Source organism: Pseudomonas sp. J380, from assembly GCF_009827115.1.
Taxonomy (GTDB): domain Bacteria; phylum Pseudomonadota; class Gammaproteobacteria; order Pseudomonadales; family Pseudomonadaceae; genus Aquipseudomonas; species Aquipseudomonas paracarnis.
In genome coordinates this window covers 5,900,352-5,925,976 of the sequence record NZ_CP043060.1, presented here as the reverse complement: position 1 = coordinate 5,925,976, position 25,625 = coordinate 5,900,352, and the positions used below count along the sequence as shown (strand labels likewise).

General features: G+C 60.8%; 23 protein-coding genes. 10 read left to right on the top strand and 13 right to left on the bottom strand.

Annotation, left to right across the window (positions count from 1 at the left end; genetic code table 11):
• Nucleotide 1: 1 nt before the first annotated feature.
• From FXO12_RS27105 to FXO12_RS27095, 3 genes are all read right to left on the bottom strand, one after another.
• Complete coding sequence (locus tag FXO12_RS27105) at nt 2-829, bottom strand: copper resistance protein B (RefSeq protein ID WP_057976200.1); 828 nt, start codon at nt 827-829, stop codon at nt 2-4.
• A 10-nt stretch (nt 830-839) separates the two neighbouring features.
• Complete coding sequence (locus FXO12_RS27100) at nt 840-2,555, bottom strand: copper resistance system multicopper oxidase (protein WP_057976202.1); 1,716 nt, start codon at nt 2,553-2,555, stop codon at nt 840-842.
• A gap of 124 nt (nt 2,556-2,679) precedes the next feature.
• Nucleotides 2,680-3,069, bottom strand: coding sequence for a hypothetical protein (locus FXO12_RS27095; protein WP_034128303.1), 390 nt, complete (start codon nt 3,067-3,069; stop codon nt 2,680-2,682).
• Nucleotides 3,070-3,222: 153 nt separating this feature from the next.
• Between FXO12_RS27095 and FXO12_RS27090 the strand changes: the two genes are divergently transcribed.
• The gene (locus tag FXO12_RS27090; RefSeq protein WP_054920226.1) at nt 3,223-3,492 is read left to right on the top strand and encodes a hypothetical protein; all 270 of its coding nucleotides are present in this window, start codon (nt 3,223-3,225) and stop codon (nt 3,490-3,492) included.
• A 106-nt stretch (nt 3,493-3,598) separates the two neighbouring features.
• Here the strand turns inward: FXO12_RS27090 and FXO12_RS27085 are convergent, their stop codons facing one another.
• Nucleotides 3,599-4,945 (bottom strand): DEAD/DEAH box helicase, encoded by a 1,347-nt coding sequence (locus FXO12_RS27085; protein ID WP_003193110.1) that lies wholly within the window; start codon nt 4,943-4,945, stop codon nt 3,599-3,601.
• 192 nt (nt 4,946-5,137) lie between these two features.
• Between FXO12_RS27085 and FXO12_RS27080 the strand changes: the two genes are divergently transcribed.
• Nucleotides 5,138-6,430 (top strand): mechanosensitive ion channel family protein, encoded by a 1,293-nt coding sequence (locus tag FXO12_RS27080; protein WP_054920228.1) that lies wholly within the window; start codon nt 5,138-5,140, stop codon nt 6,428-6,430.
• Nucleotides 6,431-6,446: 16 nt separating this feature from the next.
• On the opposite strand, the gene FXO12_RS27075 is transcribed toward FXO12_RS27080, so the two are convergent.
• Nucleotides 6,447-7,013 (bottom strand): TetR/AcrR family transcriptional regulator, encoded by a 567-nt coding sequence (locus FXO12_RS27075; RefSeq protein ID WP_057976204.1) that lies wholly within the window; start codon nt 7,011-7,013, stop codon nt 6,447-6,449.
• Between the two features lie 125 nt (nt 7,014-7,138).
• Between FXO12_RS27075 and FXO12_RS27070 the strand changes: the two genes are divergently transcribed.
• On the top strand, nt 7,139-7,927 hold the full coding sequence (locus FXO12_RS27070) for an SDR family oxidoreductase (RefSeq protein WP_057976206.1): 789 nt from the start codon (nt 7,139-7,141) through the stop codon (nt 7,925-7,927).
• A gap of 61 nt (nt 7,928-7,988) precedes the next feature.
• A complete protein-coding gene (locus FXO12_RS27065; RefSeq protein ID WP_057976208.1) occupies nt 7,989-9,017 on the top strand; it encodes an NADP-dependent oxidoreductase in 1,029 nt (342 codons plus the stop codon).
• Here the strand turns inward: FXO12_RS27065 and FXO12_RS27060 are convergent.
• The 3 genes from FXO12_RS27060 to FXO12_RS27050 form a co-directional block, all read right to left on the bottom strand.
• Nucleotides 8,974-9,843 carry a carboxylate/amino acid/amine transporter gene (locus FXO12_RS27060; protein WP_034128297.1) on the bottom strand — a complete coding sequence of 290 codons (870 nt, stop codon included), beginning with the start codon at nt 9,841-9,843 and terminating at the stop codon, nt 8,974-8,976. The genes FXO12_RS27065 and FXO12_RS27060 overlap by 44 nt on opposite strands.
• Nucleotides 9,844-10,046: 203 nt before the next feature.
• A complete protein-coding gene (locus FXO12_RS27055) occupies nt 10,047-10,646 on the bottom strand; it encodes an FMN-dependent NADH-azoreductase (protein ID WP_044275035.1) in 600 nt (199 codons plus the stop codon).
• 151 nt (nt 10,647-10,797) lie between these two features.
• Complete coding sequence (locus tag FXO12_RS27050; RefSeq protein WP_034128295.1) at nt 10,798-11,112, bottom strand: 3-phosphoglycerate kinase; 315 nt, start codon at nt 11,110-11,112, stop codon at nt 10,798-10,800.
• A 49-nt stretch (nt 11,113-11,161) separates the two neighbouring features.
• Between FXO12_RS27050 and FXO12_RS27045 the strand changes: the two genes are divergently transcribed.
• The 5 genes from FXO12_RS27045 to aqpZ all read left to right on the top strand — a co-directional run bounded on the left by FXO12_RS27045 (nt 11,162) and on the right by aqpZ (nt 16,262).
• Nucleotides 11,162-12,085, top strand: coding sequence for a LysR family transcriptional regulator (locus FXO12_RS27045; RefSeq protein ID WP_003193120.1), 924 nt, complete (start codon nt 11,162-11,164; stop codon nt 12,083-12,085).
• A 14-nt stretch (nt 12,086-12,099) separates the two neighbouring features.
• On the top strand, nt 12,100-12,903 hold the full coding sequence (locus FXO12_RS27040) for an alpha/beta fold hydrolase (RefSeq protein ID WP_054920239.1): 804 nt from the start codon (nt 12,100-12,102) through the stop codon (nt 12,901-12,903).
• A 3-nt stretch (nt 12,904-12,906) separates the two neighbouring features.
• A complete protein-coding gene (locus FXO12_RS27035; protein WP_034128293.1) occupies nt 12,907-13,470 on the top strand; it encodes a peptidylprolyl isomerase in 564 nt (187 codons plus the stop codon).
• Nucleotides 13,471-13,552: 82 nt separating this feature from the next.
• Nucleotides 13,553-15,385, top strand: coding sequence for an ABC transporter ATP-binding protein (locus FXO12_RS27030; protein ID WP_057976210.1), 1,833 nt, complete (start codon nt 13,553-13,555; stop codon nt 15,383-15,385).
• Between the two features lie 175 nt (nt 15,386-15,560).
• Nucleotides 15,561-16,262 (top strand): aquaporin Z, encoded by a 702-nt coding sequence (gene aqpZ, locus FXO12_RS27025; protein ID WP_054897841.1) that lies wholly within the window; start codon nt 15,561-15,563, stop codon nt 16,260-16,262.
• A gap of 120 nt (nt 16,263-16,382) precedes the next feature.
• Here aqpZ and FXO12_RS27020 read toward each other — a convergent pair whose 3' ends face one another.
• Entirely contained in the window at nt 16,383-17,516 is a 1,134-nt protein-coding gene (locus tag FXO12_RS27020; protein ID WP_060772935.1) for a GNAT family N-acetyltransferase, read from the bottom strand.
• Between the two features lie 285 nt (nt 17,517-17,801).
• Here FXO12_RS27020 and FXO12_RS27015 point away from each other — a divergent pair, with 285 nt between their 5' ends.
• Nucleotides 17,802-19,124, top strand: a complete 1,323-nt coding sequence (locus FXO12_RS27015) for a putative porin (RefSeq protein WP_003193136.1) — start codon at nt 17,802-17,804, stop codon at nt 19,122-19,124.
• Between the two features lie 132 nt (nt 19,125-19,256).
• Here FXO12_RS27015 and FXO12_RS27010 read toward each other — a convergent pair whose 3' ends face one another.
• The 4 genes from FXO12_RS27010 to hrpA form a co-directional block, all read right to left on the bottom strand.
• Nucleotides 19,257-19,493, bottom strand: a complete 237-nt coding sequence (locus FXO12_RS27010; protein WP_014719432.1) for an anti-sigma factor — start codon at nt 19,491-19,493, stop codon at nt 19,257-19,259.
• Nucleotides 19,487-20,101 (bottom strand): RNA polymerase sigma factor, encoded by a 615-nt coding sequence (locus FXO12_RS27005; RefSeq protein WP_057976213.1) that lies wholly within the window; start codon nt 20,099-20,101, stop codon nt 19,487-19,489. The genes FXO12_RS27010 and FXO12_RS27005 overlap by 7 nt, the downstream gene beginning before the upstream one ends.
• A 145-nt stretch (nt 20,102-20,246) precedes the next feature.
• Entirely contained in the window at nt 20,247-21,368 is a 1,122-nt protein-coding gene (locus FXO12_RS27000) for a beta-ketoacyl-ACP synthase III (RefSeq protein WP_034128411.1), read from the bottom strand.
• A gap of 321 nt (nt 21,369-21,689) precedes the next feature.
• Nucleotides 21,690-25,601: an ATP-dependent RNA helicase HrpA gene (gene hrpA / locus FXO12_RS26995; protein WP_057976215.1), complete on the bottom strand. Its 3,912-nt coding sequence runs from the start codon at nt 25,599-25,601 to the stop codon at nt 21,690-21,692.
• Nucleotides 25,602-25,625 lie beyond the last annotated feature (24 nt).

The following is a 25,625-nucleotide window of genomic DNA, read 5'->3' as shown; positions in this document are numbered from 1 at the left end:
GTCAGAACCACAAGCGCACGCCGACGACCCAGCGCAGTTGATTGATGTCTTCGTCTTCGTCCCGTGCGTATTGCGCGGTCTGGCCATAAGTGCGGTTCCAGCTGAGACCGACATAAGGCGCAAACTCGCGGCGAACTTCGTAGCGCAAGCGCAGGCCCAGTTCACTTTCCGCCAAGCCCGAACCAACGCCGCGTTGCGGATCGTTCTGCGCATAGAAGTTGAGTTCGGCGGTCGGCTGCAGGATCAGGCGATTGGTGAGCAGAATGTCGTAGTCACCCTCAAGGCGTGCGGCGGTATGCCCCGATTCGCCGACAAACAACGTGGCTTCGGCCTCGAAGTTGTAGAGCGCCATGCCTTGTAGGCCAAAGGCCGCCCAGCTCTGGCTGGCACCGGGTTTGAAGTCCTGGCGCACGCCGCCGACCACGTCCCACCACGGGCCGATAGCGTGCCCCCATAACGCTTGGGCTTCGGCGCTTTCAGTGCGGCCGGCGCTGCGTTCGCCTTCGCTGCGTAGCCACAGCCGGTCGATGTCACCGCCGACCCAACCCTTGATGTCCCAACTCTGCGCGTTGCCGTCGCCGCCCTGCCATTCCAACTGGTTGATCAGCAGCATCGAGTTCACGCCGCTGTCGTGCACCTGATGCCCTCCCGGCGCGTTGTAGACCGCTGCACGGTCTGCGTCGGTCAGCGCCGGAATCGGCGTACGGCTTTGCGTCAGCGCGGGCGTCGCCGGGCTCATGCCCTGAAATGCATCCTCGGCCGCCAACGTCCATGGGGCGAACCCCAGCGTGGCGAAAACGATGCAAAGGGACGAGACGCAACGGTTCATGCTCGCTTCCTTATTCATGCACGCGCACCTCGCGGAACATGCCCATTTCCATGTGGTACAGCAGGTGGCAGTGATAGGCCCAGCGCCCCAGGGCATCAGCGGTGACGCGGTAACTGCGCCGGGAGCCCGGTGGCATGTCGATGGTGTGCTTGCGCACCTGGAACTGGCCGTTTTCGTCCTCCAGATCGCTCCATAAGCCATGCAGGTGAATCGGGTGGGCCATCATGGTGTCGTTGACCAGCACCACCCGCACGCGCTCGCCATAAGTCAGTTGCAAAGGCTCGGCATCGGAAAACTTCACGCCATTGAACGACCAGGCGAACTTTTCCATATGCCCGGTGAGATGCAATTCGACGGTGCGCGAGGGATCGCGGCCATCGGGGTCTTCAAAGGTACTGCGCAGGTCGGCATAGGTGAGCACCCGGCGGCCATTGTTGCGCAGGCCGATTCCAGGGTCGTCCAGCTTGGGCATCGGGTTCATCGCCTGCATGTCTACCAGCGGGTTGTTCTGCTCGCTGGCGGGGTGTTTCTGCATCGCCATCGCGCCCATGGCGCTGTGATCCATGCCTTCCATGCCCGGCATATGGGCCATGGCACCGTGGTCCATGCCGCCCATGCCCATGTCATCCATCGTCAGCCACGGGCGCGGATCAAGCGGCGGTACTGAGGCGGTCGCACCCATCTGCCGGGCGAGGGTGCCACGGGCATAGCCTGTGCGGTCCATGGACTGGGCAAACAGGGTATAGGCCTCTGCCACAGGCTCGACCAGCACATCGTAGGTTTCCGCCACGGCGATACGGAACTCGTCGACGCTTACCGGCTTTACCGGCTGGCCATCCGCGGCGATGACGGTCATCTTCAACCCTGGAATGCGCACATCAAAATAGGTCATCGCCGAGCCATTGATAAAACGCAGGCGAATCGTTTCCCCCGCCTTGAACACTCCGGTCCAGTTCTGCCCAGGCGGCTGGCCGTTGAGCAAGTAGGTGTAGGTCTCGCCGCTGACGTCCGCAAGGTCGGTGGGGTTCATCTTCATTTGCGCCCACATCAGCCGGTCGGCAGCCGTGGCCGACCAGCCCTGCTTGCCCACATCCCGGATAAAATCGCCCAGGGTGGGTTTGTGCAGGTTGTAGTAATCGGACTGCTTCTTGAGGGTCTTCATCAGGGCGATGGGGTCTTCGTCGGTCCAGTCCGACAGCATCACCACGTAATCGCGCTGGTAGCTATAAGGCTCGGGTTCCTTGGGATCGATAACCAGCGGGCCGTACACGCCCTGCTGCTCCTGAAGCCCGGAATGGCTGTGGTACCAGTAGGTGCCGTGCTGCTTGACCTTGAATTGGTAAACGTAAAGGCCGCCCGGTTCGATGCCCTTGAAGCTCAGGCCGGGCACGCCGTCCATGGTCGATGGCAACAGGATGCCGTGCCAGTGGATCGAGGTGGGCTCGCCAAGACGGTTTTTCACGCGCAGGGTCACGGTGTCGCCTTCGCGCCAGCGTAACAGCGGGCCGGGCAGGCTGCCGTTGACGGTCAACGCGGTGCGCGCACGGCCGGTCAGGTTGACGGGAGTCTGGTCAATAAACAGGTCAAATTCGCTGCCGGCGAGCACCGTGGGCTGGCCGGGGCTGGTCAGTGCCCACACAGGGGGGCGCCAAAGCCCGAGCCCACCCAGCAGGCCGCCTGCGGCCAGGCCTTTGACGAATGTGCGTCTGGAGGTTGTGGAGTGCATGCCAATTCAAGTCCGTGAGTTGAATGGCAGCAGATTAGGAGTCGCCGGCTGTCAGCAACCTTAGCGACGGATTACCGATTCGACAGGTTCACCCGGCTCCCTCGGGGCGCCGGGGACAAGAAGATCAGGCGATCTGGGCTTTGGAGGCCACTTCAGCGAACGTTGCCGGATCAAGCGCGTCCTCCTGCTCATCCAACACCTGACGTGGATGATCATTGCCTGGAATCGAACTGTCGATCAGCGCCAGCAATTGCGCACCCAGCGCCGTCAGAATGAAATTCTCGCCATTGCCGCCCTCTTCCTCAGGCCGCGACTCGATAAAGCCACGCTTGAACAGCAGCGCCTCGTAATCGGCAGCGGTCTTCTTGAGTGCGTCCAGGTTGCCAGTGTCCTCGCCGGCCGTCGCCTTCTCGGCCGCTTCTTGTTCGGCGTATTTGCGCGGGGCAAAGCTGCCTTCGCCGTTCTGCACTTCATGCAGCAGACGTTCGATCAGATCCCAATTGTAAGTCGTCATCCTGATTCCTCCTGCAGGCCGATGGAGTTAGCCCGTCTAAGGGAGTGACACGTTCCGGCACTGGCCGTTCAACCGAACGGACGGGCGTCATTTCTCTGAACTTTCCAGAGGTTCGCCGCCTCAACTGCACATCACTGCCAAGGAAGTCCGACCATGAAAACCTTGATGAAGCTGACCCTCGCCGCCACGCTGTTGAGCGCCCTGCCCGCCTGGGCCTGCACGCCCGAGGAGGCCACGGCCAAGCGGGAAGAGCTGGCCAAGGAAGTGACCAAGCTCACAGAGCAGAACCCGACCAAGGCCAAGGAGATGAATGACCAGTTACAGAAGATGGACCTGGATACCGAAAGCGCCGAGTTTCCCGACAAGTGCCAGTTGATCGATGCGCGGCTCAAGGAGCTCAGAGAGGCTGCGCGGAAGCATTGAGCACAGCGCGACGCAGAGCGTCTCTGGAGGCATTCCCACGCGGAGCGTGGGAACGATCATGGCGAAAAAAAACCGGACATTGTCCGGTTTTTTTATGCCCGCCTGCTTATTCGGCAGCCGGAGCTTCTGGCTTGCGGCGCTTGAGCGGCGCCATGCCGTCCTTGCTGACGAGCGACAGATTGTCGGTCTTCGGCCGGTTGGCGATCTTGCGCTTGGTCGGCGACTTGGCGCCGGTTTTCTTCTTGTCGCCCTTGGCGTCGGTCTTTTTCTTCTTCACGCCAACGGCCTTGCCCGACGCCTTGACCTTCTTCGGCCCGGTGTACGTGCCTTTGACTTCCTTGATGGTGCGGCGCTCGAACGACTGCTTCAGGTAGCGTTCGATGCTCGACATCAGGTTCCAGTCGCCGTGGCAGATCAGCGAGATAGCCAGGCCATCGTTGCCGGCCCGTCCGGTACGGCCGATACGGTGCACGTATTCGTCGCCGCTGCGGGGCATGTCGAAGTTGATCACCAGGTCCAGACCGTCGACGTCGAGGCCGCGTGCGGCAACATCGGTGGCCACCAGGATCTTCACGCCGCCCGCCTTGAGACGGTCGATGGCCAGCTTGCGGTCCTTCTGGTCTTTCTCGCCGTGCAGCACGAACGCCTTGTATTCCTGCGCAACCAGGCGCCCGTAGATACGGTCGGCGGCGGCACGGGTGTTGGTGAACACGATGGCCTTCTGGTAGGTCTCGTTGGCCAACAACCAGTTCAGGATCTGTTCTTTGTGCACGTTATGGTCAGCGGTGACGATCTGCTGGCGCGTGGTGGCGTTCAGGTCGCTGACGTTGTTGACCTGCAAGTGCTCAGGGTTGTTCAGCACCTTGGCGACCATATCGCGCAGGGTCGAACCACCGGTGGTGGCGGAGAACAGCATGGTCTGCTGGCGGTTGACGCACTCACCGACCAGACGTTGCACATCATCGGCAAAGCCCATGTCGAGCATGCGGTCGGCTTCGTCGAGCACCAGCACTTCGACTTCCTTGAGGTCGAGGTTGCCAGCGTTGAGCTGCTCGATCATGCGCCCTGGGGTGCCGATCAGGATGTCCGGTACCTTGCGCAACATCGCGGCCTGGACCTTGAAGTCTTCGCCACCGGTAATGATGCCGGACTTGATGAAGGTGAACTGCGAGAAGCGCTCGACTTCCTTCAGGGTCTGCTGGGCCAGCTCGCGGGTCGGCAGCAGGATCAGGGTCTTGATGCTGACGCGCACTTTGGCCGGGCCGATCAGGCGGTTAAGTACCGGAAGGACGAAAGCGGCGGTCTTGCCGCTGCCGGTTTGCGCCGTCACCCGCAGGTCACGCCCTTGCAGCGCGAGCGGGATGGCCGCTGCTTGCACAGGCGTAGGCTCGACAAATTTAAGCTCGGCCACGGCTTTAAGCAGGCGTTCGTGCAGGGCGAATTGGGAAAACACGGGTGCTACCTCGAAGAAATACAAAATATCAGCTGCATAGGTTACCGGTTTCGGGCGCCCAAACCGAGTTTCTTTACGCGAACGGGGCTAATCAGCTGCTTTTTTGTCAGCGATTTTGTCCAGAGCGTCAACTTTGTTGCACTTAAATGCTCTAATCGCCCCGTGTTGTCTTACAGAAGAATCGGTTCACTCATGGATATCAAACAGCTCTGGCTCAACGTCCAAGACCTTTGGGGCGCCCTCGATGAACACCCGGTCCTGCATTCCAGCCTAGGCTTGCTGGTGTTGCTGGTGGTGGCATTGGTGGTGGGAAGGGTCGCCCGTTACCTCATCCTGCACGCGGTCAAATTGCTCGGCCGGCAGCCGGCCCTGCACTGGCTGAACGACCTGCGGCATAACAAAGTCTTCCATCGCCTGGCGCAGATGACGCCATCGCTGGTGGTCCAGTTCGGCCTGTACCTGGTGCCGGACCTGAGCAAGACCGCCATTCTGTTTATCGGCAACGTCGCCCTGGCGATCACCATTCTGTTCATGGTTTTGGCCATGAGTGCCCTGCTCAACGCGCTGCTGGATATCTACGCACGCACCGAACACGCACGCACCCGCTCGATCAAGGGCTATGTGCAACTGGCGAAAATGGTGCTGTTCGTGTTCGGCGCGATCATCATCGTCGCCACCCTGATCGACCGCTCGCCGCTGTTGCTGCTGTCGGGCCTGGGTGCGATGTCGGCGGTGATTCTGTTGGTGTACAAGGACACGCTGCTGTCGTTCGTCGCCAGTGTGCAATTGACCAGCAACGACATGCTGCGCGTCGGTGACTGGATCGAAATGCCCCAGGTGGGTGCCGATGGCGATGTGGTGGACATCACCCTGCACACGGTGAAGGTGCAGAACTTCGACAAGACCATCGTTTCCATCCCCACCTGGCGCCTGATGTCCGAGTCGTTCAAGAACTGGCGTGGCATGCAGGCCTCCGGTGGGCGCCGTATCAAGCGCAGCCTGTACATCGACGCCAGCGGCGTACGCTTCCTGAACGACGAGGAGGAAGTGCGCATGACCCAGGTGCACTTGCTCAGCGGCTATATCAGCCGCAAGCAGGCCGAACTCAAGGCCTGGAACGAGGCTCAGGGCCACAGCGCGCAACTGTCGGCCAACCGTCGGCGCATGACCAACCTCGGCACCTTCCGCGCCTACGCACTGGCATACCTGCAAAGCCACCCGGACATCCAGCCGAACATGACCTGCATGGTGCGCCAGATGCAAACTACCGCCCAGGGCGTGCCGCTGGAGATCTACTGCTTCACCCGCACCACGGCGTGGGGCGATTACGAGCGGATCCAGGGCGATATCTTCGATTATCTGTTGGCGGTGTTGCCGGAGTTCGGGCTGAGCCTGTATCAGCAGCCGAGCGGCAACGACCTGCGCGCCGGCGTGCTGCCGGCATTGGCCGGGGCCACGCAGGTACCCATCGCCGAAACGGCATGAGGTGATGCAAACGGGATTACGGCAGTGACGCCGTAATCTCCTGGCGGCAAACCTCAAGCACTTCATCGGCCAGTGCGGAATCATCCGGGCACGCCCGCGACAGCATGATTGCGCCGATGGCATGGGCCATGCTGTCGAGCATTTTCGCGCGCACGCCTTCTTGTGGCGTCTCATGAGCTGCGTTGTACTTTGCTTCCAGGGCCTGCAGGGTATTTTCCAAACCGTCGGCAAAGGTCGCCTTCAGCGTGTCCGATTGACGGGCGGCATCGGCACACAACGCCGCCAATGTGCATCCGCCGCCGCGATGGTCGCGGTGCTGCCTGGACAGGTAAACCTCGAAAAACTGCTCCACCTCCATCTCCGCACTGTCGGCCAGTGACTGCGCCAGACTGTTGGCGGCTGCTTCCGCCATCAAGTCCGCCTTGGAACCGAAGTGCTTGTAAAAGCCGCCTTGGGTAAAACCGGCCGCAGCCATCAACTCGGCCACGCCCACCCCATCGAAACCCCGCTCGCGGAACAGCTCCGAAGCTGTCGCGACGATATGGGCCCGATTGCTCTGTGACTGCGCCTTGGTGATCTTCATGTCTGTGGTCCTGACAGCGTGCGAGATAGGCATATTACTATGATGTCGATCATAATCAAAACCGTTGACAGCTTTGATTATGATCGACATCATAAAACCTCCTCGCACTCACAGAGCATCACACCATGAGTACTTCCAACACCGTTCTGATCACTGGCGCTTCGACCGGCATTGGCGCCGCCTACGCCGAACGCTTTGCCGCACGCGGCCACGACCTCGTACTGGTCGCCCGTGACATCACGCGCCTGGAAGCGCTCGCCGCCAGGTTGCGTGAGCACCACGCCGTCAGCGTTGATATCCTCCCCGCCGACTTGACCCAGACCGCTGACCTGGCAGCAGTTGAAGCGCGCCTGCGTGATGACGCCAGCATTGGCACCCTGGTCAACAATGCCGGCGCCGCGCAGTCCGGCGGTTTTATCGAGCAGTCCACCGACAGCGTCGCGCAGTTGGTCGCCCTCAACACCACTGCACTGGTGCGCCTGGCCAGTGCCATCGCCCCGCGCCTGGCGGCAGTCGGCAACGGCGCTATCATCAACATTGGCTCGGTAGTGGGCCTGGCCCCGGAATTCGGCATGACGGTGTACGGCGCGACCAAGGCGTTCGTGCTGTTCCTGTCCCAAGGCATGAGCCTGGAACTGGCGCCCAAAGGCGTGTACGTGCAAGCCGTGCTGCCCGCTGCCACGCGTACCGAGATCTGGGAGCGTGCGGGCATTGATATCAACACCCTCACGGACGTGATGGAAGTGGGTGATCTGGTGGACGCAGCGCTGGTCGGTTTCGACCGCCGCGAGCCGGTGACCATTCCGCCGTTGCAGGACGGCGCCCGTTGGGACGCGTTGCAGGCTGCGCGGCAAGGCTTGCTGGCGCAGATCAAGCAGTCCCAGGTTGCCGAGCGTTACCTGGCCAACGCCTGATCAACCGGTAGCAGGCGTGCTCCGCGCCTGCCCTTCTCACCGAAGCAACGAGCGTTGAACCATGAAGGCATTTTCCATCGAACGGTACGGCAAGCAGCCCGGCCGCCTCATCGAGACCCCCGCGCCTGTTGTGGGTGAACATGACGTGCTGGTCCAGGTGCGGGCCAGCAGCGTCAATGTGCTGGATGCAAAGATCGCCAAGGGCGAATTCAAACTGATCCTGCCCTATGCATTGCCGTTGACACTGGGCAACGACCTGGCCGGCGTGGTGCTCAGCGTCGGCGCTGCGGTACGACGCTTCAAGCCGGGGGACGAAGTCTACGCTCGTCCGCCCCAGCAACGTATCGGCACCTTCGCCGAGCGGATTGCCGTGCACGAAGACGCACTGGCGCGCAAACCCGACAACATCACCATGGAGCAAGCCGCGTCCCTGCCCCTGGTCGCGCTCACGGCGTGGCAGGTGCTGGTGGAAACCGCGAAGCTGAAGAAAGGCCAGAAGGTGTTCATTCATGCGGGCTCAGGCGGGGTGGGCAGTATCGCCATCCAGCTGGCCAAGCATTTGGGCGCTTTTGTCGCCACCACCACCAGCACCGCCAATGTGGAGTGGGTCAAGGCGTTGGGCGCGGATGTAGTGATCGACTACAAACAGCAAGCCTTCGAGGCCGTGCTGCGGGATTACGATGTGGTGCTGAACAGCCTGGGCCCGGATGCGCTGGCCAAGTCACTGAAGATTCTCAAGCCCGGCGGTCAGCTCATCTCCATCTCCGGGCCGCCGACACCCGCCTTCGCCCGCGCCCAGAACCTGCCCTGGTTATTGGGCCTGGTCATGGGTGTGTTGAGCAGCGGTATCCGCAGGAAAGCACGCAAGCAAGGCGTGAGCTATGAGTTTGTCTTCATGCGTGCCAGTGGCGCACAACTGGATGAAATCACCGCGCTGGTCGAGTCCGGCAGTATCCGGCCGGTTATCGACCGTACCTTTCCGTTCGAATTCACAGCGGCGGCCCTGGACTATGTCGAACAAGGCCGCGCCAAAGGCAAGGTGGTGATCACGATGGGGACGATACCGCCCGACGCACACCCAGCCGGCTGATCCACACCGCCCCCAGAATCACCAGACCGCCCAGGGCCAAACGGCCCAGCGGTTCGTGCTGGTTCCAGATCAGCAGGTTCAGCAGCAACCCCACCGGCACATGCAGGTTGTTCATCACCGCCAGGGTGCCGCCATTGACCAGGCAGGCGCCCTTGTTCCACCAGTACATGCCCAGCGCAGTGCTGACCAACCCGAGGAACACCAGCACACCCCATTGCAGCGGCGCTTGCGGCAGGAAGTCAGCCTTGCCGAACAGCAGGAACGCCGGCAACACCACCAACAAGGCGCCCAGGTAGAAATAACCGAAACGCCGGAAGTGCGGCTGGTCACTGGGATAACGCGCCACCAGGTGCTTGTACATGACTTGCCCGGCGGCGTAGGTGAAATTGGCCAATTGCAGCAGCAAGAACCCCATCAGGAAATGCGGGGTGATCTGATCGAAACGAATCACCGCCGCACCGCCCACCGCCACCAGGGCCGCCACCAGCGCCCAGGGATTGAAGCGGCGATTAAGCGCGTCCTCGATCAGGGTCACATGCAGCGGCGTGAGGATGGTGAATAGCAGCACTTCCGGCACCGTCAGCACGCGAAAGCTCAGGTACAGGCAGACGTAGGTCACGCCGAACTGCAATGCACCGATCACCAACATGCCGCGCATGAACGCGGGCTCCACCGAGCGCCAGCGCGTCAGCGGGATAAAGATCAGCCCGGCCAGCACCACGCGCACCAGCACCGCAAAGTAGCTGTCGACGTGACCGGCGAGGTATTCGCCAATCAAGCTGAAGGAAAATGCCTGAATCAGGGTGACAACCAGTAAATAGCCCATGCGCGCCTCGTTTCGAATGGGCGCGACATTAAAGCTTTTTGGAGGTTGAAGAAACTCGGCGCAAAAAAAACCCGACCTCGCTAAAGCGGCAGTCGGGCAGGAGCACTCAGGAGCAAAAAGTGCAAAGGGAGGTTCGATACGCGTACTTGAAGGGTTTGCGTGGGGCTATATAAGCAGCACGGGATTATCTGACGATTAACGCCTCAGGCCACCTGGGCCAGCAGTGCCTTGGCGTGATTGACGCCCTTCTCCTGGAAGTCGCCGCCCAGGTTGACGCCTTCGGCGTGAATGAAGGTGACGTCATGAATGCCAATAAATGCCATGACCTGGCGCAGGTACGGTTCCTGGTGATCCGAGGTAGCACCCGTGTGAATACCGCCGCGAGCGGTGAGCACGATGGCGCGCTTGCCGGTCAACAGGCCCTGGGGCCCAGTGGCGGTGTATTTGAAAGTCACACCGGCCCGCAACACGTGATCCAGCCAGGCTTTGAGGGTGCTGGGGATAGCGAAGTTGTACATCGGCGCGGCCATCACCAACACGTCGGCGGCCAGTAGTTCGTCAGTCAACTCGTTGGAGCGGTCCAGGGACACCTGTTCGTCGTCGTTACGCTGCTCCGCCGGTTTCATCCAACCGCCCAGCAGGTTGGCATCCAAATGGGGTACCGGATTGAGCGCGACGTCGCGCACGGTGATGTGGTCTGCCGGATGGGCGACTTGCCATTGGCTGATGAACTGTTGGGTGAGCTGGCGGGAAATGGAATCCTGCTGGCGCGCACTGCTTTCGATGATCAGGACATTGGACATGGCTTCGTAGGCTCCATCGGTAATTGCTGTAAGTCGATGGAGAGAAGGTTAACCAGGGCCCATTCGATAAAAAAGCGCAAAAAACTGCTACAACCCATCTAGAAATTCGTTTATAAGCGGAGTATTCCTGTGGGCATGCCCCGCTACCGCTTTATTTTGGGGCGCAGTCCAAGGCAATGCGCATCTTGATGATGGCGCGGTTGAACTTGACCGTGGTGTTGGTGCTTTTGCCTGCCGGCACAGTCACGGTGCGACGGCGTGGCGATTCCGGGCCGTTGGTGAAGGTAACCTTGCACACCGCGTCCTGGGTACCGTAGTTGTTCAGCTGGATCGAACTGATGTCGCCGTCCACATCGGAGGCGGTGTAATCAATGCTCACGCCATCGATCTTTTTCGTCACATCGATAGGGTAGGCAAACGCGCTCATCGGCAGCAGCGCCAGCAACACACAACACAATTTTCTCATTCGGCAGTCTCCAATAAGGACCGCCAGCTTAGGACAAGAGGAGCTCATCTTGAAAGCGCCCCGCGTTACCCTCGATCAATGGCGCACCTTGCAAGCCGTGGTCGATCATGGCGGCTTTGCCCAAGCCGCCGAAGCGCTGCACCGTTCGCAATCTTCAGTGAGCTACACCGTAGCGCGCATGCAGGACCAACTCGGTGTCCCCTTGCTGCGTATCGACGGGCGCAAGGCGGTGCTGACCGAAGCCGGTGAAGTGCTGCTGCGCCGCTCCCGCCAACTGGTGAAAAACGCCAGCCAACTGGAAGACCTCGCCCATCACATGGAGCAGGGCTGGGAAGCCGAAGTGCGCCTGGTGGTGGATGCCGCCTACCCCAGCGCACGCCTCGTTCGCGCGCTGACCGCCTTTATGCCCCAAAGCCGTGGCTGCCGGGTGCGCCTGCGCGAAGAAGTGCTGTCCGGCGTCGAAGAGTTGCTGCTCGACGGCATGGCGGACCTGGCCATTTGCGGGTTTATCATCCCGGGCTACCTGGGCACGGAAATGAGCGATGTGGAGTTCGTCGCCGTGGCCCACCCCGATCACTCGCTGCATCGCCTCAACCGTGAGCTGAGTTTCCACGACCTGGAGAGCCAGATGCAGGTGGTGATCCGTGACTCGGGCCGCCAACAACCGCGCGACGTCGGCTGGCTAGGCGCCGAACAGCGCTGGACCGTCGGCAGCCTCGCTACCGCCGCCACCTTCGTCGGCAGCGGCCTGGGCTTTGCCTGGCTGCCCCGGCACATGATCGAGCGCGAACTCAAGGAAGGCGTGCTCAAGCAGCTTCCCCTGGAAAAAGGTGGCAGTCGCAACCCGACGTTTTACCTGTACTCCAACAAAGACAAACCCTTGGGGCCCGCCACGCAGATCCTCGTGGAATTGCTGCGCACCTTTGACACCGCTCCCCTGGACGCGCCCTTCGCCGCTCCCCAACAAGCCTGAAACGGAGTTCATCCATGGCCTGGTTCGATCATGAAGGCTGCAGCCTGCATTACGAGGAATACGGCCATGGCAACCCCCTGATCCTGATCCACGGCCTGGGCTCCAGCAGCCAGGATTGGGAACTGCAAATACCGGTACTCGCCCGGCACTACCGCCTGATCGTGGTTGACGTGCGCGGCCATGGTCGCTCGGACAAACCCCGGGAGCGCTACAGCATCAAAGGGTTTACCTTCGACCTGGTCGCCCTGATCGAACACCTGGACCTGCCAGCGGCCCACGTGGTGGGTTTATCCATGGGCGGCATGATCGCCTTCCAACTGGCGGTGGATGAACCCCTGCGGGTCAAAAGCCTGTGCATCGTCAACAGCGCGCCTGAGGTCAAGGTGCGCAGTGCCGACGACTATTGGCAGTGGGCCAAACGCTGGACCCTGGCCCGCGTGCTCAGCCTGGGCACCATCGGCAAGGCCTTGGGCGATCGGCTGTTCCCAAAACCTGAGCAGGCCGACCTGCGCCGCAAGATGGCCGAACGCTGGGCAAGCAACGACAAACGTGCTTATCTCGCCAGCTTCGACGCCATCGTGGGCTGGGGCGTGCAGGAACAACTGTCGAGAATTGCCTGTCCAACCCTGGTCATCAGCGCCGACCATGACTACACCCCCGTGGCGCAGAAAGAAATCTATGTAAAACTGCTGCCCGATGCGCGGCTGGTGGTCATCGAAGATTCCCGCCATGCCACGCCCTTGGATCAACCCGAGGTCTTTAACGCGACCTTGCTCGAGTTTCTAAAGACCGTCGAAACCACTACCCAGGATCACTGACCCATGCTGAAAAAAATCGCCTTCTTTGCCGGTTCCGCCCTGTTCGCTGCCAACCTGATGGCGGCCGAGCCGGCCAAGGCGCCACACGTGTTGCTCGACACCACCAACGGCCAGATTGAAATCGAACTGGACCCGGTCAAGGCGCCGATCAGCACCAAGAACTTCCTGGCCTATGTCGACAAGGGCTTCTACACCAACACGATCTTTCACCGCGTGATCCCCGGCTTCATGGTCCAGGGCGGCGGGTTCACCCAGCAAATGGCGCAAAAGCCGACCGAAGCACCGATCAAGAACGAAGCCAGCAATGGCCTGCATAACGTGCGTGGCACCTTGTCCATGGCTCGCACCAATGACCCGAACTCGGCCACCAGCCAATTCTTCATCAACGTGGCCGACAATGCCTTCCTCGACCCGGGCCGCGATGCCGGTTATGCCGTGTTCGCCAAAGTGGTCAAGGGCATGGACGTGGTCGACATCATCGTCAACTCCCAGACCACCACCAAGCAAGGCATGCAGAACGTGCCTATCGATCCTGTGATCATCAAGTCGGCCAAGCGCATCGACTGAGGTCCGCAGGCAGCTTTGCACGGTGCCCGCATGGCACCGTGCACCTTTGAAAGGAGAGCCCGCCCGGCGGGCGTCAAACCTAATGCTCTATCGTCGTTTTGAACAACTGATCGATATTTTCCGCGACGCCCCCAGCGCGGCCCCTCCCGAAAAAGTCCTGCCCTTCTATCTCTATTACCTGCGCCAGGTGTGGCCGTGCTTCGCCGCGCTGCTGGTGGTGGGGCTGGTCGGCGCCCTGATCGAAGTTGCGTTGTTCAGCTACCTGAGCCGCATCATCGACCTGGCCCAGGGCACGCCACCGGCGAATTTTTTCCAGATCCACAGCGCCGAGCTGATCTGGATGGCCGTGGTCGCCCTGTTGTTGCGCCCGCTCTTCAACGGACTGCATGACTTGCTGGTGCACCAGACCATCAACCCTGGCATGACCAGCCTGATTCGCTGGCAGAACCACAGCTACGTGCTCAAGCAGAGCCTGAATTTCTTTCAAAACGATTTCGCCGGGCGCATCGCCCAGCGGATCATGCAAACCGGCAACTCCTTGCGTGACTCGGCGGTGGCGACCGCGGAGGCTATCTGGCACGTGTCGATCTACGCCATCAGTGCCCTGGTGTTGTTTGCCGAGGCCGACTGGCGGCTGATGATTCCGCTGATCACCTGGATCGTTTGCTACAGCCTGGCCCTGCGTTACTTCGTACCTCGGGTGAAAGAACGCTCGGTGATTTCCTCCGAGGCGCGCTCCAAACTGATGGGCCGAATCGTCGACGGCTACACCAATATCACCACTTTGAAGCTGTTCGCCCATACGCAGAACGAACAGGAATACGCCAAGCAAGCGATCATCGAGCAGACCGAAAAAACCCAACTGGCCGCCCGCGTGCTCACCAGCATGGACACCGTGATCTGTATTCTGAACGGCCTGCTGATCGTCACCACTACTGGCCTGGCCCTGTGGCTGTGGACCCAGTCGCTGATTTCCGTGGGCGCGATTGCCCTCGCCACCGGCCTGGTGATCCGCATCGTCAACATGTCCGGCTGGATCATGTGGGTGGTCAACGGCATCTTCGAAAACATCGGCATTGTGCAAGACGGCCTGAAGACCATCGCCCAGCCACTGGCCGCTATCGATCGTGAAAACGCTCCGCGCCTGACGGTGCCCCACGGCCAGGTACGCTTTGAGCAAGTGGACTTCCACTACGGCAAGAAGAGCGGAATCATTGGCGGCCTCAACCTTGAGATCAAGGCCGGGGAAAAGATCGGCTTGATCGGCCCATCCGGCGCGGGCAAGTCGACGCTGGTCAACCTGCTGCTGCGCCTTTACGACCTGCAGGGCGGGCGCATCCTCATCGACGGCCAGGACATCGCCGAGGTCGCCCAGGAGAGCCTGCGCGCACAAATCGGCATGATCACCCAAGACACCTCGTTGCTGCACCGCTCGATCCGCGACAACCTGCTGTATGGCAAGCCCGACGCGACTGACGAAGAACTGTGGGGGGCAGTGCACAAGGCCCGCGCCGATGAATTCATCCCGCTGCTGTCGGACTCCGAGGGCCGCACCGGGCTGGATGCCCATGTGGGTGAACGCGGGGTGAAACTCTCCGGCGGGCAACGCCAGCGTATCGCTATCGCCCGCGTGCTGCTCAAGGACGCACCGATCCTGATCATGGACGAAGCCACCTCCGCGCTGGACTCTGAAGTGGAAGCGGCGATCCAGGAGAGCCTGGAAACCCTGATGCAGGGCAAGACGGTGATTGCGATTGCGCACCGGTTGTCGACCATCGCACGAATGGACCGCCTAGTGGTGCTGGAAAAAGGCCAGATTGCCGAAAGCGGCAGCCATTCAGAGTTGTTGGCATACGGCGGGCTTTATTCGCGGTTATGGCAGCATCAGACCGGGGGTTTTGTCGGCATAGACTGATTTCGCTGGGTAAAGCCCCGCTCAATTCCGAACAATTCTGACAGCTTTCTCTATCTGGCTGGTCTTGCGAGACAATCCTGCTGTACTGCAATCAGGCCCCAGGAGGGCCCTGATTTAAGGCGGCAGGGAAGCCACACAGACCGTTAATCAGATAGAGCAATCTAAGGAAGTGTTCATGTCACTGTTCAAACGTTCCGTAACGGAAGGACTGGGTACGTTTTGGCTGGTGTTGGGTGGCTGCGGGAGTGCGGTATTGGCCGCAGCGTTCCCCAACGTTGGCATCGGCCTGCTCGGGGTGTCCCTGGCTTTTGGGCTCACGGTGCTGACCATGGCATTTGCCATCGGGCATATCAGCGGCTGTCACCTTAACCCGGCCGTCTCGGTGGGGTTGGTGGTCGGCGGCAGATTCCCGGCCAGGGAGTTGCCGGCCTACATCGTGTCGCAAGTGATCGGTGGCGCCATCGCCGCCGCACTGCTGTACTTCATCGCCAGCGGCAAACCCGGGTTCGAACTGGCCTCCGGGCTGGCAAGCAATGGTTATGGCGAGCATTCACCCGGTGGTTATTCAATGGCGGCAGGCTTTGTCTGTGAGCTGGTGATGACGGCGATGTTCGTGCTGATCATCCTTGGCGCCACCGACCGTCGAGCCCCGGCAGGCTTCGCGCCCATCGCCATTGGCCTGGGGCTGACGCTGATCCACCTTATCTCCATCCCGGTGACCAACACCTCGGTCAACCCGGCCCGCAGCACAGGGCCTGCGTTGATTGTCGGCGGCTGGGCGCTGCAGCAATTGTGGCTGTTCTGGCTCGCGCCCATCCTCGGCGCGGTGATCGGCGGCATTACGTACCGATGGGTGGGTGCAGAAAAAACAGCTTGACCCAATCCCTGCAGGAGCGAGCTTGCTCGCGAAAAACGCCAACGATGACGCGGTGCATACAGCTGTAATCCCGCGTCGTCTGCACGTTCTTCGCGAGCAAGCTCGCTCCTACAGGGTGTTTCACGTGCCGTCAGAGTGCCGATAAGGCAGGGCCGCCCTCGCCTCTTCGGCATACGCCAGAACCCCCACCCGTTCGCGCTCAAGAAAATCTTCCACAGCGTTCTTCAACCCCGGGTGGCGCAGGTAGTGCCATGACCGCGTAATCACCGGCTCAAACCCGCGAATCAATTTGTGCTCGCCCTGGGCACCCGCATCGAAGCGTTGCAGGCCGTGGGCGATGGCGTAGTCCATGCCTTGGTAGAAACAGGTCTCGAAATGCAGGCGGTCGAATTCCGCCAGGCAACCCCAGTAGCGGCCGTAGAAGCTGTCGCCACCGATCAGGCTGAAGGCCATCGCCACCGGGCGCGTGCCTTGTTTGGCCAAGACTACGCGTATGGCTGTGGGCATGCGCTCAGCCAACAGGCTGAAAAATGCGCGGGTCAGGTAGGGCGATTGCCGACGCACCGCGTAGGTGTTGGCGTAGCAGGCGTAAACAAAATCCCACTGGGATTCGCTCAGCTCATGGCCTTGCAACCACTCGAACTCGATACCCTGCCCTGCCACTTGTTCGCGCTCTTTGCGCATCTGTTTGCGCTTGCGTGAACTCAGGGCGTCGAGGAAATCCTGGAAGTCGCGGTAACCACGGTTCTGCCAATGAAACTGACAACCCAGGCGTTGCAACCAGCCGGGGTGTTGGGCCATGGCTTCATCGGCGAGGGCATCGGTAAAGTTGATATGGGCGCTCGACAGGCCCTCGATCTCCAGATACCCCGGCAGGCTATTAAGCAATTCGAAAGCGTCTGCGGCACTGGCAGCCAATACGCGCGGCCCACCGACCGGGCTGAACGGCACGGCCGTCAGCAACTTGGGGTAATAGTCGATGCCGGCGCGCTCGCAAGCGTCGGCCCAGCCGTGATCGAACACGTACTCGCCATAAGAATGCCACTTGCGATAACCCGGCAATGCCGCCATCAACCGGTCGCCTTCCCAGTGCAGCAAGTGCTCCGTCTGCCAGCCCGAATGCGGGCCGATGCTGGCGCTGTCTTCCAGCGCACTGAGAAACCCATGCTGCATAAACGGCTGGGCCTGTGGCATCAGGGCATCCCACGTGTGCGCAGCGATATCGGACAGGCTGTCCAGGCGTTGCAGCGGCATCGGCATCCTCATTGTTTCTTGGCATGAAAACCTGGGGAGTATCGCTGATCACAGCCGCGCACACATCCTCAAAACACGCGGACAGACGTCAAAACCCTTAGTTCCGTTGCGTAACGATTTGTCATCTAGATGAAATCACTTAGCCACTACTCCGTCATAAACGGTCGCGATACTGACGCCAGTTTTTAGAGCGTCCGGGTCTACCGGGCGACATTTTTTCCGTCCGTCATGGGTCGGTTGTGTCCTGGAGGGTGTTGCCCTCCCTCCTCACTTTCGGAGATTGATATGCGTCTTGCTTCCACTAAAACTGCGGCGGTCCTGTGTGGCGGCCTGTTGCTGGCACTGAGCGTTCCGGCCAGCGCTGCAGTCGACGCTAAATTGCTCGACATGCTCAAGGCCAACGGCCAGATCACCGCGGCGCAGTACACCGAACTGCAAATGGAACTGGCCAGGGATCAGAAAGAGCAGCAGATCGCACGCCAGGCTCAACAAGAGACCAACGAGCAGATCGCGGCCACTGCGAAAAAAACCAACGAGCTGAGCAGCTTCGACCAGAAATTGGCTTGGGCAGCCAAGACCCAGTTCAAGGGTGACGTGCGCTTCCGCCAGGAAACCATCAAGATCGACGGCGAGCCCAACAACGGTGGGCGTGACAAAGACCGTCAACGCATTCGTGCCCGCCTGGGTGCCTACACCGAAATCAACCCGCAGGTGGACACTGGTATCCGTATCGCCACCGGCGGCGGCGATGATGCACGCTCCACCAACCAAGACCAGGATGGTTACTTCGATAAGAAGTCGATCTGGCTGGACCTCGGCTACATCGACTACCACCCGGACCAGATCAAGAACCTGCACGTGATCGGCGGCAAGATGCTGCAGCCGTGGGTGAACATGGGCGATGTGATCTGGGATAGCGACATCAACCCTGAAGGCCTGGCCGTCACCTACAAATACCCACTGGGTAGCAGCGCTGAGCTGTTCGGCAGCCTGGGTAACTACAACCTCAAGGACAACGTGGACGGTGACGGCGTGCAATTTCGCCATGACCTGCGCCTGACGTCCGGCCAGTTGGGCACGCGGTTCTCGGTCACCGACAACCTGAAAATGACCTTGGGCGGCAGCATCTACGCCTACAAGAATGACGAAGACAGCCGCTGCACAACCACCACCACGCCTTGCGCATTGGCGGTCAACGGCAACTCGGCCAACAATGAATTCCGCTTGTACGAAGGCTTTGCGCAAGCAGACATCGGTGGCCTGGCCGTGCCGCTGTCGTTCTACGGCCAGTACGTGAAAAACAACGATGCGGTGACCGACCAGGACACCGCCTGGTTGCTGGGTGCCAAGTCCAAGGTGTTCGGTTTGAACCTGGACTACAACTACCGCGACGTTCAACGTAACGCCGTCGTAGGCGCCTTCACCGATTCGGACTTCGCCAACGGCACCACCGGCTCGCGCGGTCACAAGATGAAAGTCAGCTATGACATCGACAAGAACTTCGCCATCGGCGCCACCTACTTCCTGACCAAGGCTGACTTCGCCAGCCGGACCCAGCGGGATGCCGATACCAACACCTTGCAGCTGGATGCTGAAGCCAAGTTCTAACGCTTAGCATGTAGGAGCGAGCTTGCTGTGGCGAGCAAGCTTGCTTGCGCTGGGGTGCGAAGCGCCCCCAAAAGCCTGCGACTGCTGCGCAGTCGAGCGGGAGCAAGCTCCCTCGCCACAGCAAGCTCGCTCCTACATGATGTCTTTACGCCGCTCGGCGGCCAGTTGTTCGGCCAGCGCATCAACACCCTCCACCGGCTCCTGCGGCATACGCTTGAGCGTTGCCTGCATCAGGCGCATCTGACGGATAAAGCGCCGGCAGTTCGGACAAAACATCAAGTGATGACGCACCAGCAGACGCTCCCGAAAGGTCAATTGCCCATCGAGATAGTCACTGGAACGCGCTACTTGTTCTTTACAGGTCAACATTCGCCCGTTTCCTCAAAATGCTCCACCGTGGCGAAGACTTTAAGCCGCGCTCGATGCAACAGCACACGGACGTTGGAGAGTGAAAGGGTCAGAAGATTACAGATTTCTTCCAGTTCCAGGCCCTGGCGTTCACGCAGGACCAGCACACTGCTTTGCAATTCGGACAAACTCAGAATCGTATGCTCCAGGCATTTGCGCAGTTCATCTTCGGTCAGCAGCGCTTCCGGGGTGTCTTGGTGCCAAGCGTAAGGGGCGACAGCCCAATGGCCATCATCCGGGCTGAAGCGGTCATCGCCAATGGTGCCGTGGGGTGAGGGCAAATCGTCGAGAAGGACTTCCCGACGATTTTGTTTGTAACGGCTCTTTGCGGAGTTGGCAGTGATCGTCAATAACCATGTCTTGAGGCTCGATCGCCCTTCGAACTTGGCCAGGTTGCGCACCACCGAGAGCCAGGCATCTTGCACCACCTCCTCGGCATGGCGCTGGCCGACGATGGCATACGCCACTGCGCGCATCGCACTCTGGTAAGTGTTGACCAAATCCTTATAAGCCCGCTGCTCACCCTTGAGCAGGCGTTCAAGCAGGTGCGCATCGTCCGCTGCTGCCATCGATTACCTCAATATTGCCGTGGAAATACGCTCAATGTGGGAGCTGGCTTGCCTGCGATCCAGACAACTCGGTGATTCAGGCACACCGAGCCGATGCCTTCGCAGGCAAGCCAGCTCCCACAGTAGATCGCGTCCGGCCACACACTCAGCGTTTGCGCAGGATCACACTGCCAATCGAATACCCGGCGCCAAAGGAGCTGAGTACGGCAACCGCGCCCTTGGGCAGGTCATCCTGATAAGTGTGAAACGCAATCACCGAGCCGGCCGAGCTGGTATTGGCGTAAGTATCGAGGATCACCGGCGCTTCTTCCACCGATGCCTCGCGCCCCAGCAGTTTTTTCACGATCAAGTGATTCATGCTCAGGTTGGCCTGGTGCAGCCAGAAACGCTTCACATCAGTGACACTCAGCTGGTTTTCTGCCAAGTGCTCGCCGATCAATTCGGCCACCATCGGGCAAACATCACGGAATACCTTGCGGCCTTCCTGCACGAACAGCTTGTCGGGGGCGCCGATGCCCTCTTCCGCCGTGCGGTTGAGAAAGCCGAAGTTGTTGCGAATGTTGTTGGAAAACTTGGTCAGCAGCTTGGTGCTCACCACGTCGAACTGATGTTCGGACGTCGCCAGGTCAGCACGCTCCAGGATCACCGCCGTGGCGGCATCACCGAAGATGAAATGGCTGTCACGGTCACGAAAGTTCAGGTGGCCGGTGCAGACTTCCGGGTTGACCATCAGGATCGCCCGGGCCTGGCCCAACTGGATGCTATTGGCCGCGTTCTGAATGCCGAAGGTGGCCGAGGAACACGCCACGTTCATGTCGAAGCCGAAACCCTGGATACCCAAGGCTTCCTGGACTTCGATGGCGATCGCCGGGTAGGCGCGTTGCAGGTTGGAGCAGGCGACAATCACGCCATCAATGTCGGCGGCAGTCTTGCCGGCGCGCTGCAGGGCTTGTTCGGCGGCACCGATGGCCATCTGACAAAGCACCGACCATTCGTCGTTGCTGCGCTCGGGCAGGCGCGGCGCCATGCGCTGCGGATCGAGGATGCCGTCCTTGTCCATCACAAAACGGCTCTTGATGCCGGATGCCTTTTCGATGAATGCCGCGCTCGACTCGGTCAGCGCCTGCACCTCGCCACGTTCGATAGCGGCGGCGTTGTCGGCGTTGAACTGTTGTACGTAGGCATTGAAAGACTGCACCAGCTCTTCGTTGGAGATGCTGTTGGCCGGGGTGTACAGGCCGGTGCCGCTGATGACGACGTTATGCACGGTCGTTCCTCTAAATCTGTCAGGCAGAAGATATTGGTACCGTCGTACCAAACTGTAAGTCGTTTGATTCCGTCCAGCAGGCATCAAACTGGCAACGCTTTATCTAATCTTGTAGCCGCGAAGTTTGCCACAACGCCGGTGATTTGGCGCCATATGCCAGACAAACATCCAATTGTGGGAGAGGTTTGTCCTCATACCTGTAGGAGCGAGCTTGCTCGCGAAAAACTCACAGGCGCCGCGTTTATTCAGGAGAGCCGCGTTATCGTTGATGTTTTTCGCGAGCCAGCTCGCTCCTACAGTTGGGTCTGTTCAGCTCCGGAATCAGGGCTCTACCTGACTCCACTGCTTGCTCAAGCGCTTATCGGAAATCGGCACTTTGGTGCCCAACTGCTGAGCAAACAGCGACACCCGGTATTCCTCCAGCCACCAGCGGTATAGCTCCAACTGCGGGTCGCGCTTGCCTTCCTGGGTGTGTTTGTTCAGGCGGTTCTGGTACTGCGCCCACAGGCCGCCCAATTCGCTGCTCCACACGCGGTCCTTTTGCACCTGGCTCGGCAGTTTTTCCAGGCGCAGTTCGATGGCCTTGAGGAAACGCGGCAGTTCCTTGAACCACTGGGCCGGGGTTTCCCGCACAAAACCTGGATACACCAGGTTGCTCAGTTGCTGCTTGATATCGTTCAAGGCCACGGCCTGGGCCAGGTCGATCTTGCCTTTGAAGCGTTTTTGCAGGCCGTGCCAGAGCTTCAGCACTTCCAGGGTCAGGCGCGCCAAGCGTTCGGCGTGCTCAGTCCAACTGCCGCGCTTGCGTTCAGCCAAGGCTGCCAGGCCAGCGCCGTCCCGTGGCAGGCTATCTTCGCCTTCAAGTACGCAGGTATCGAGGCTGGCCAGCAGGATGTCTTCCACCAGCGCGTCGATACGCCCCAGTTCACGGTACATCAAGCCCAACTCGGTCAAGCCCGGCAATTTGCCGCGCAGGAATTTCGCCGGTTCCGCCAATTGCTGCATCAGTAGGCGCTGCAAGGCGCGACGGTGCTGGAACTCGGCTTCGGCGGCAGTCGAGAAGCGCCCCTCCTTGACCGTGCCGTTCTCTTCCACCAGTGCCGGGTACACCGTCATCGATAGGCCGGCGATGTTCTGCTGGGTTTTTTCCGCCACCGCCGCAAACACCTTGGCCTCCACCGGCTGCTGGCTTTTCGCGGTTTGCGGCACGGCCAAAGCCGCCTGGCTGGCTTCGGCAAACCGTGCGGTGAGCTCGGCCAGGTCACGGCCTTCGCCGAGGAATTTGCCCTGGCCGTCGACCACTTCCAGGTTCATCTTCAGGTGATTCTCCACCTGTTGCGCCGCTTCGGCCCAGGCCTCATCGCTGACCCGCGCACCGGTCATGCGCAGCAATTCACGCCCCAGCGCCTGGGGCAGCGAGCCCTGGCCGAATTCGATGCGTTGCAGCGCGGCCTTGACGAAGTCCGGCACCGGCACGAAGTTTTTGCGCAACGCCTTGGGCAAGTTGCGCACCAGAGCGATGCACTTGGCTTCGATCAACCCCGGCACCAGCCACTCCAGGCGCTCGGCTGGCAACGCCGGCAACAAAGGCGCCGGCACCCGCAGGGTCACGCCGTCACGGGGGTGGTTGGGTTCGAAGTGGTAACTCAAGGCCAGGGCCAGGTCACCCAAGTGCAAGGTGTCCGGGTAATGCGCGGCGGTGACTTCACTGGCCTCGCGGGCCAGTACGTCTTCTTCACGCATGATCAGCAGTTGCGGGTCTTTCTGGCTGTTGACCTTATACCAACTGTCAAAGGTGGCGGTCTGGTGAATCTCTGCGGGCAGGCGCGCATCGTAAAAGGCGTACAGGGTTTCTTCGTCGGCCAGGATGTCGCGACGGCGGGCCTTGGCTTCCAGCTCGTCGAGTTGCTCCAGCAGTTTCTGGTTGGCCGTCAGGCACTTGGCACGGGACTGAATCTCGCCGCGCACCAGGCCTTCACGAATAAACAACTCACGGGACACCACCGGGTCAATCGGCCCGTAATGCACCGGCCGGCGCCCGACCACGATCAGCCCAAACAAGGTGATCTGCTCAAAGGCCACCACCTGGCCGCGCTTCTTCTCCCAATGGGGTTCGAAGTGGTTTTTCTTGATCAGATGCCCGGCCAGCGGCTCGATCCAGTCGGCGTCGATTTTCGCCACCATGCGTGCATAGAGCTTGGTGGTTTCCACCAGTTCGGCGGTCATCAGCCATTGCGGGCGCTTCTTGCCGATGCCCGAAGACGGGTGAATCCAGAAGCGACGCTGGCGCGCGCCGAGGTAATCGCCGTCTTCGGTCTTTTGGCCGATCTGGCTGAGCAAGCCGGACAGTACCGCTTTATGCAGCTTCGGATAGTCCGCGGGCTCTTTGTTGAGGCTCAGCTGCATGTCGCGGCAGATCAGGCTCAATTGACGATGGGAGTCGCGCCACTCGCGCAGGCGCAAGTAGTTGAGGAAGTTTTTGCGGCACCAGTTGCGCAACGGGCTGGCGGTCAGTTCCTGGCGCTGCTCCTCGAAACCGCGCCACAGGTTGACCAGCCCGGCGAAGTCCGAATCCGGATCTTTCCACTGTGCGTGGGCCTGGTCGGCCGCTTGTTGACGCTCCGGTGGGCGCTCGCGCGGGTCCTGGATCGACATGGCACTGGCGACGATCAACACTTCCTGCAAACTGCCCAGCTTGGCCGCTTCCAGCAACATGCGGCCCATGCGCGGGTCCACCGGCAAGCGGGCAAGCTGGCGGCCCACCGGCGTGAGCTGGCTGTTGCGGTCTACCGCCGAGAGTTCTTGCAGCAGGTTGAAACCGTCGCTGATGGCCTTGCCATCCGGCGGTTCGATAAACGGGAAATCGGTGATCTCGCCCAGGCGCAGGTGCAGCATCTGCAGGATCACGGCAGCGAGGTTAGTGCGCAGGATCTCCGGGTCGGTAAATTCCGGGCGCCCGATAAAATCTTCTTCGCTGTACAAGCGCACGCAAATGCCCGGCTCAACCCGGCCGCAACGGCCTTTACGCTGGTTGGCGCTGGCCTGGGAGATCGCCTCGATGGGCAAACGCTGCACCTTGGCGCGGTAGCTGTAGCGGCTGATGCGCGCCGTGCCGCTGTCGATCACGTAGCGAATGCCCGGCACGGTCAGCGAGGTTTCCGCGACGTTGGTCGCCAGTACCACGCGCCGGCCCGGGTGGGACTGGAAAATGCGCTGCTGCTCGGCCGGCGACAGCCGTGCGTACAACGGCAAAATCTCGGTGTGCTTGAGCTGGGCCTTGCGCAGCATGTCGGCCGCGTCACGAATCTCGCGCTCGCCGGGCAGGAACACCAATACGTCGCCAGGACTGCGCCGTTCGCTGCGCTCATAGGCGGCGATTTCATCAAGGGTGGCAAGGATCGCCTGGTCGACGGTCAGGTCGTCCTCGACGCGGTTGCCCTCCTCGTCCTGTTCCAGGGTGAGTGGGCGATACCAGGTGTCCACCGGGAAGGTACGGCCCGACACCTCGACAATCGGCGCATCGTCGAAGTGCTTGGAAAAGCGCTCCAGGTCGATGGTGGCCGAGGTGATGATGACTTTCAGGTCGGGGCGACGCGGCAACAGGGTCTTGAGGTAGCCGAGCAGGAAATCGATGTTCAGGCTGCGTTCGTGGGCTTCGTCGACGATGATCGTGTCGTAGCGCTCGAGGTAGCGGTCGTTCTGGGTTTCGGCCAGCAGGATGCCGTCGGTCATCAGCTTGATCAGGGTGTTGGAGTCACTCTGGTCTTCGAAGCGCACTTGGTAACCGACCAGCGCACCTAATGGCGTGGCCAGCTCTTCAGCGACACGGCTGGCGACACTGCGCGCTGCGATCCGGCGTGGCTGGGTGTGGCCGATCAGGCCGAACTGGCCGCGGCCGATTTCCAGGCAGATTTTCGGCAACTGCGTGGTTTTACCCGAACCGGTCTCACCGGCGATGATCAGTACTTGGTGCTTGTTCAGCGCGTCCTTGATCTCATCGCGCTTGGCGGCAATCGGCAGGCTGTCGTCGTAGCGAATCACCGGCAGGCTGGCGCGCCGCGCCGTGACCTGCGCGCACGATGCCTGCATGCGCGCCACCCACTGCGCCAACTTGTCCTCGTCGGGCTTCTTGCGCAGCTCAAGCAACTGCCGGCGCAAGCGGTGGCGGTCGGCGAGCATGGCGTGATCGAGGGTTTTGAGCAGTTGGTCGATGGTGGGTGCTTGGTCAGTCATCAGGTGCGTTTGGGTCGTCTATTT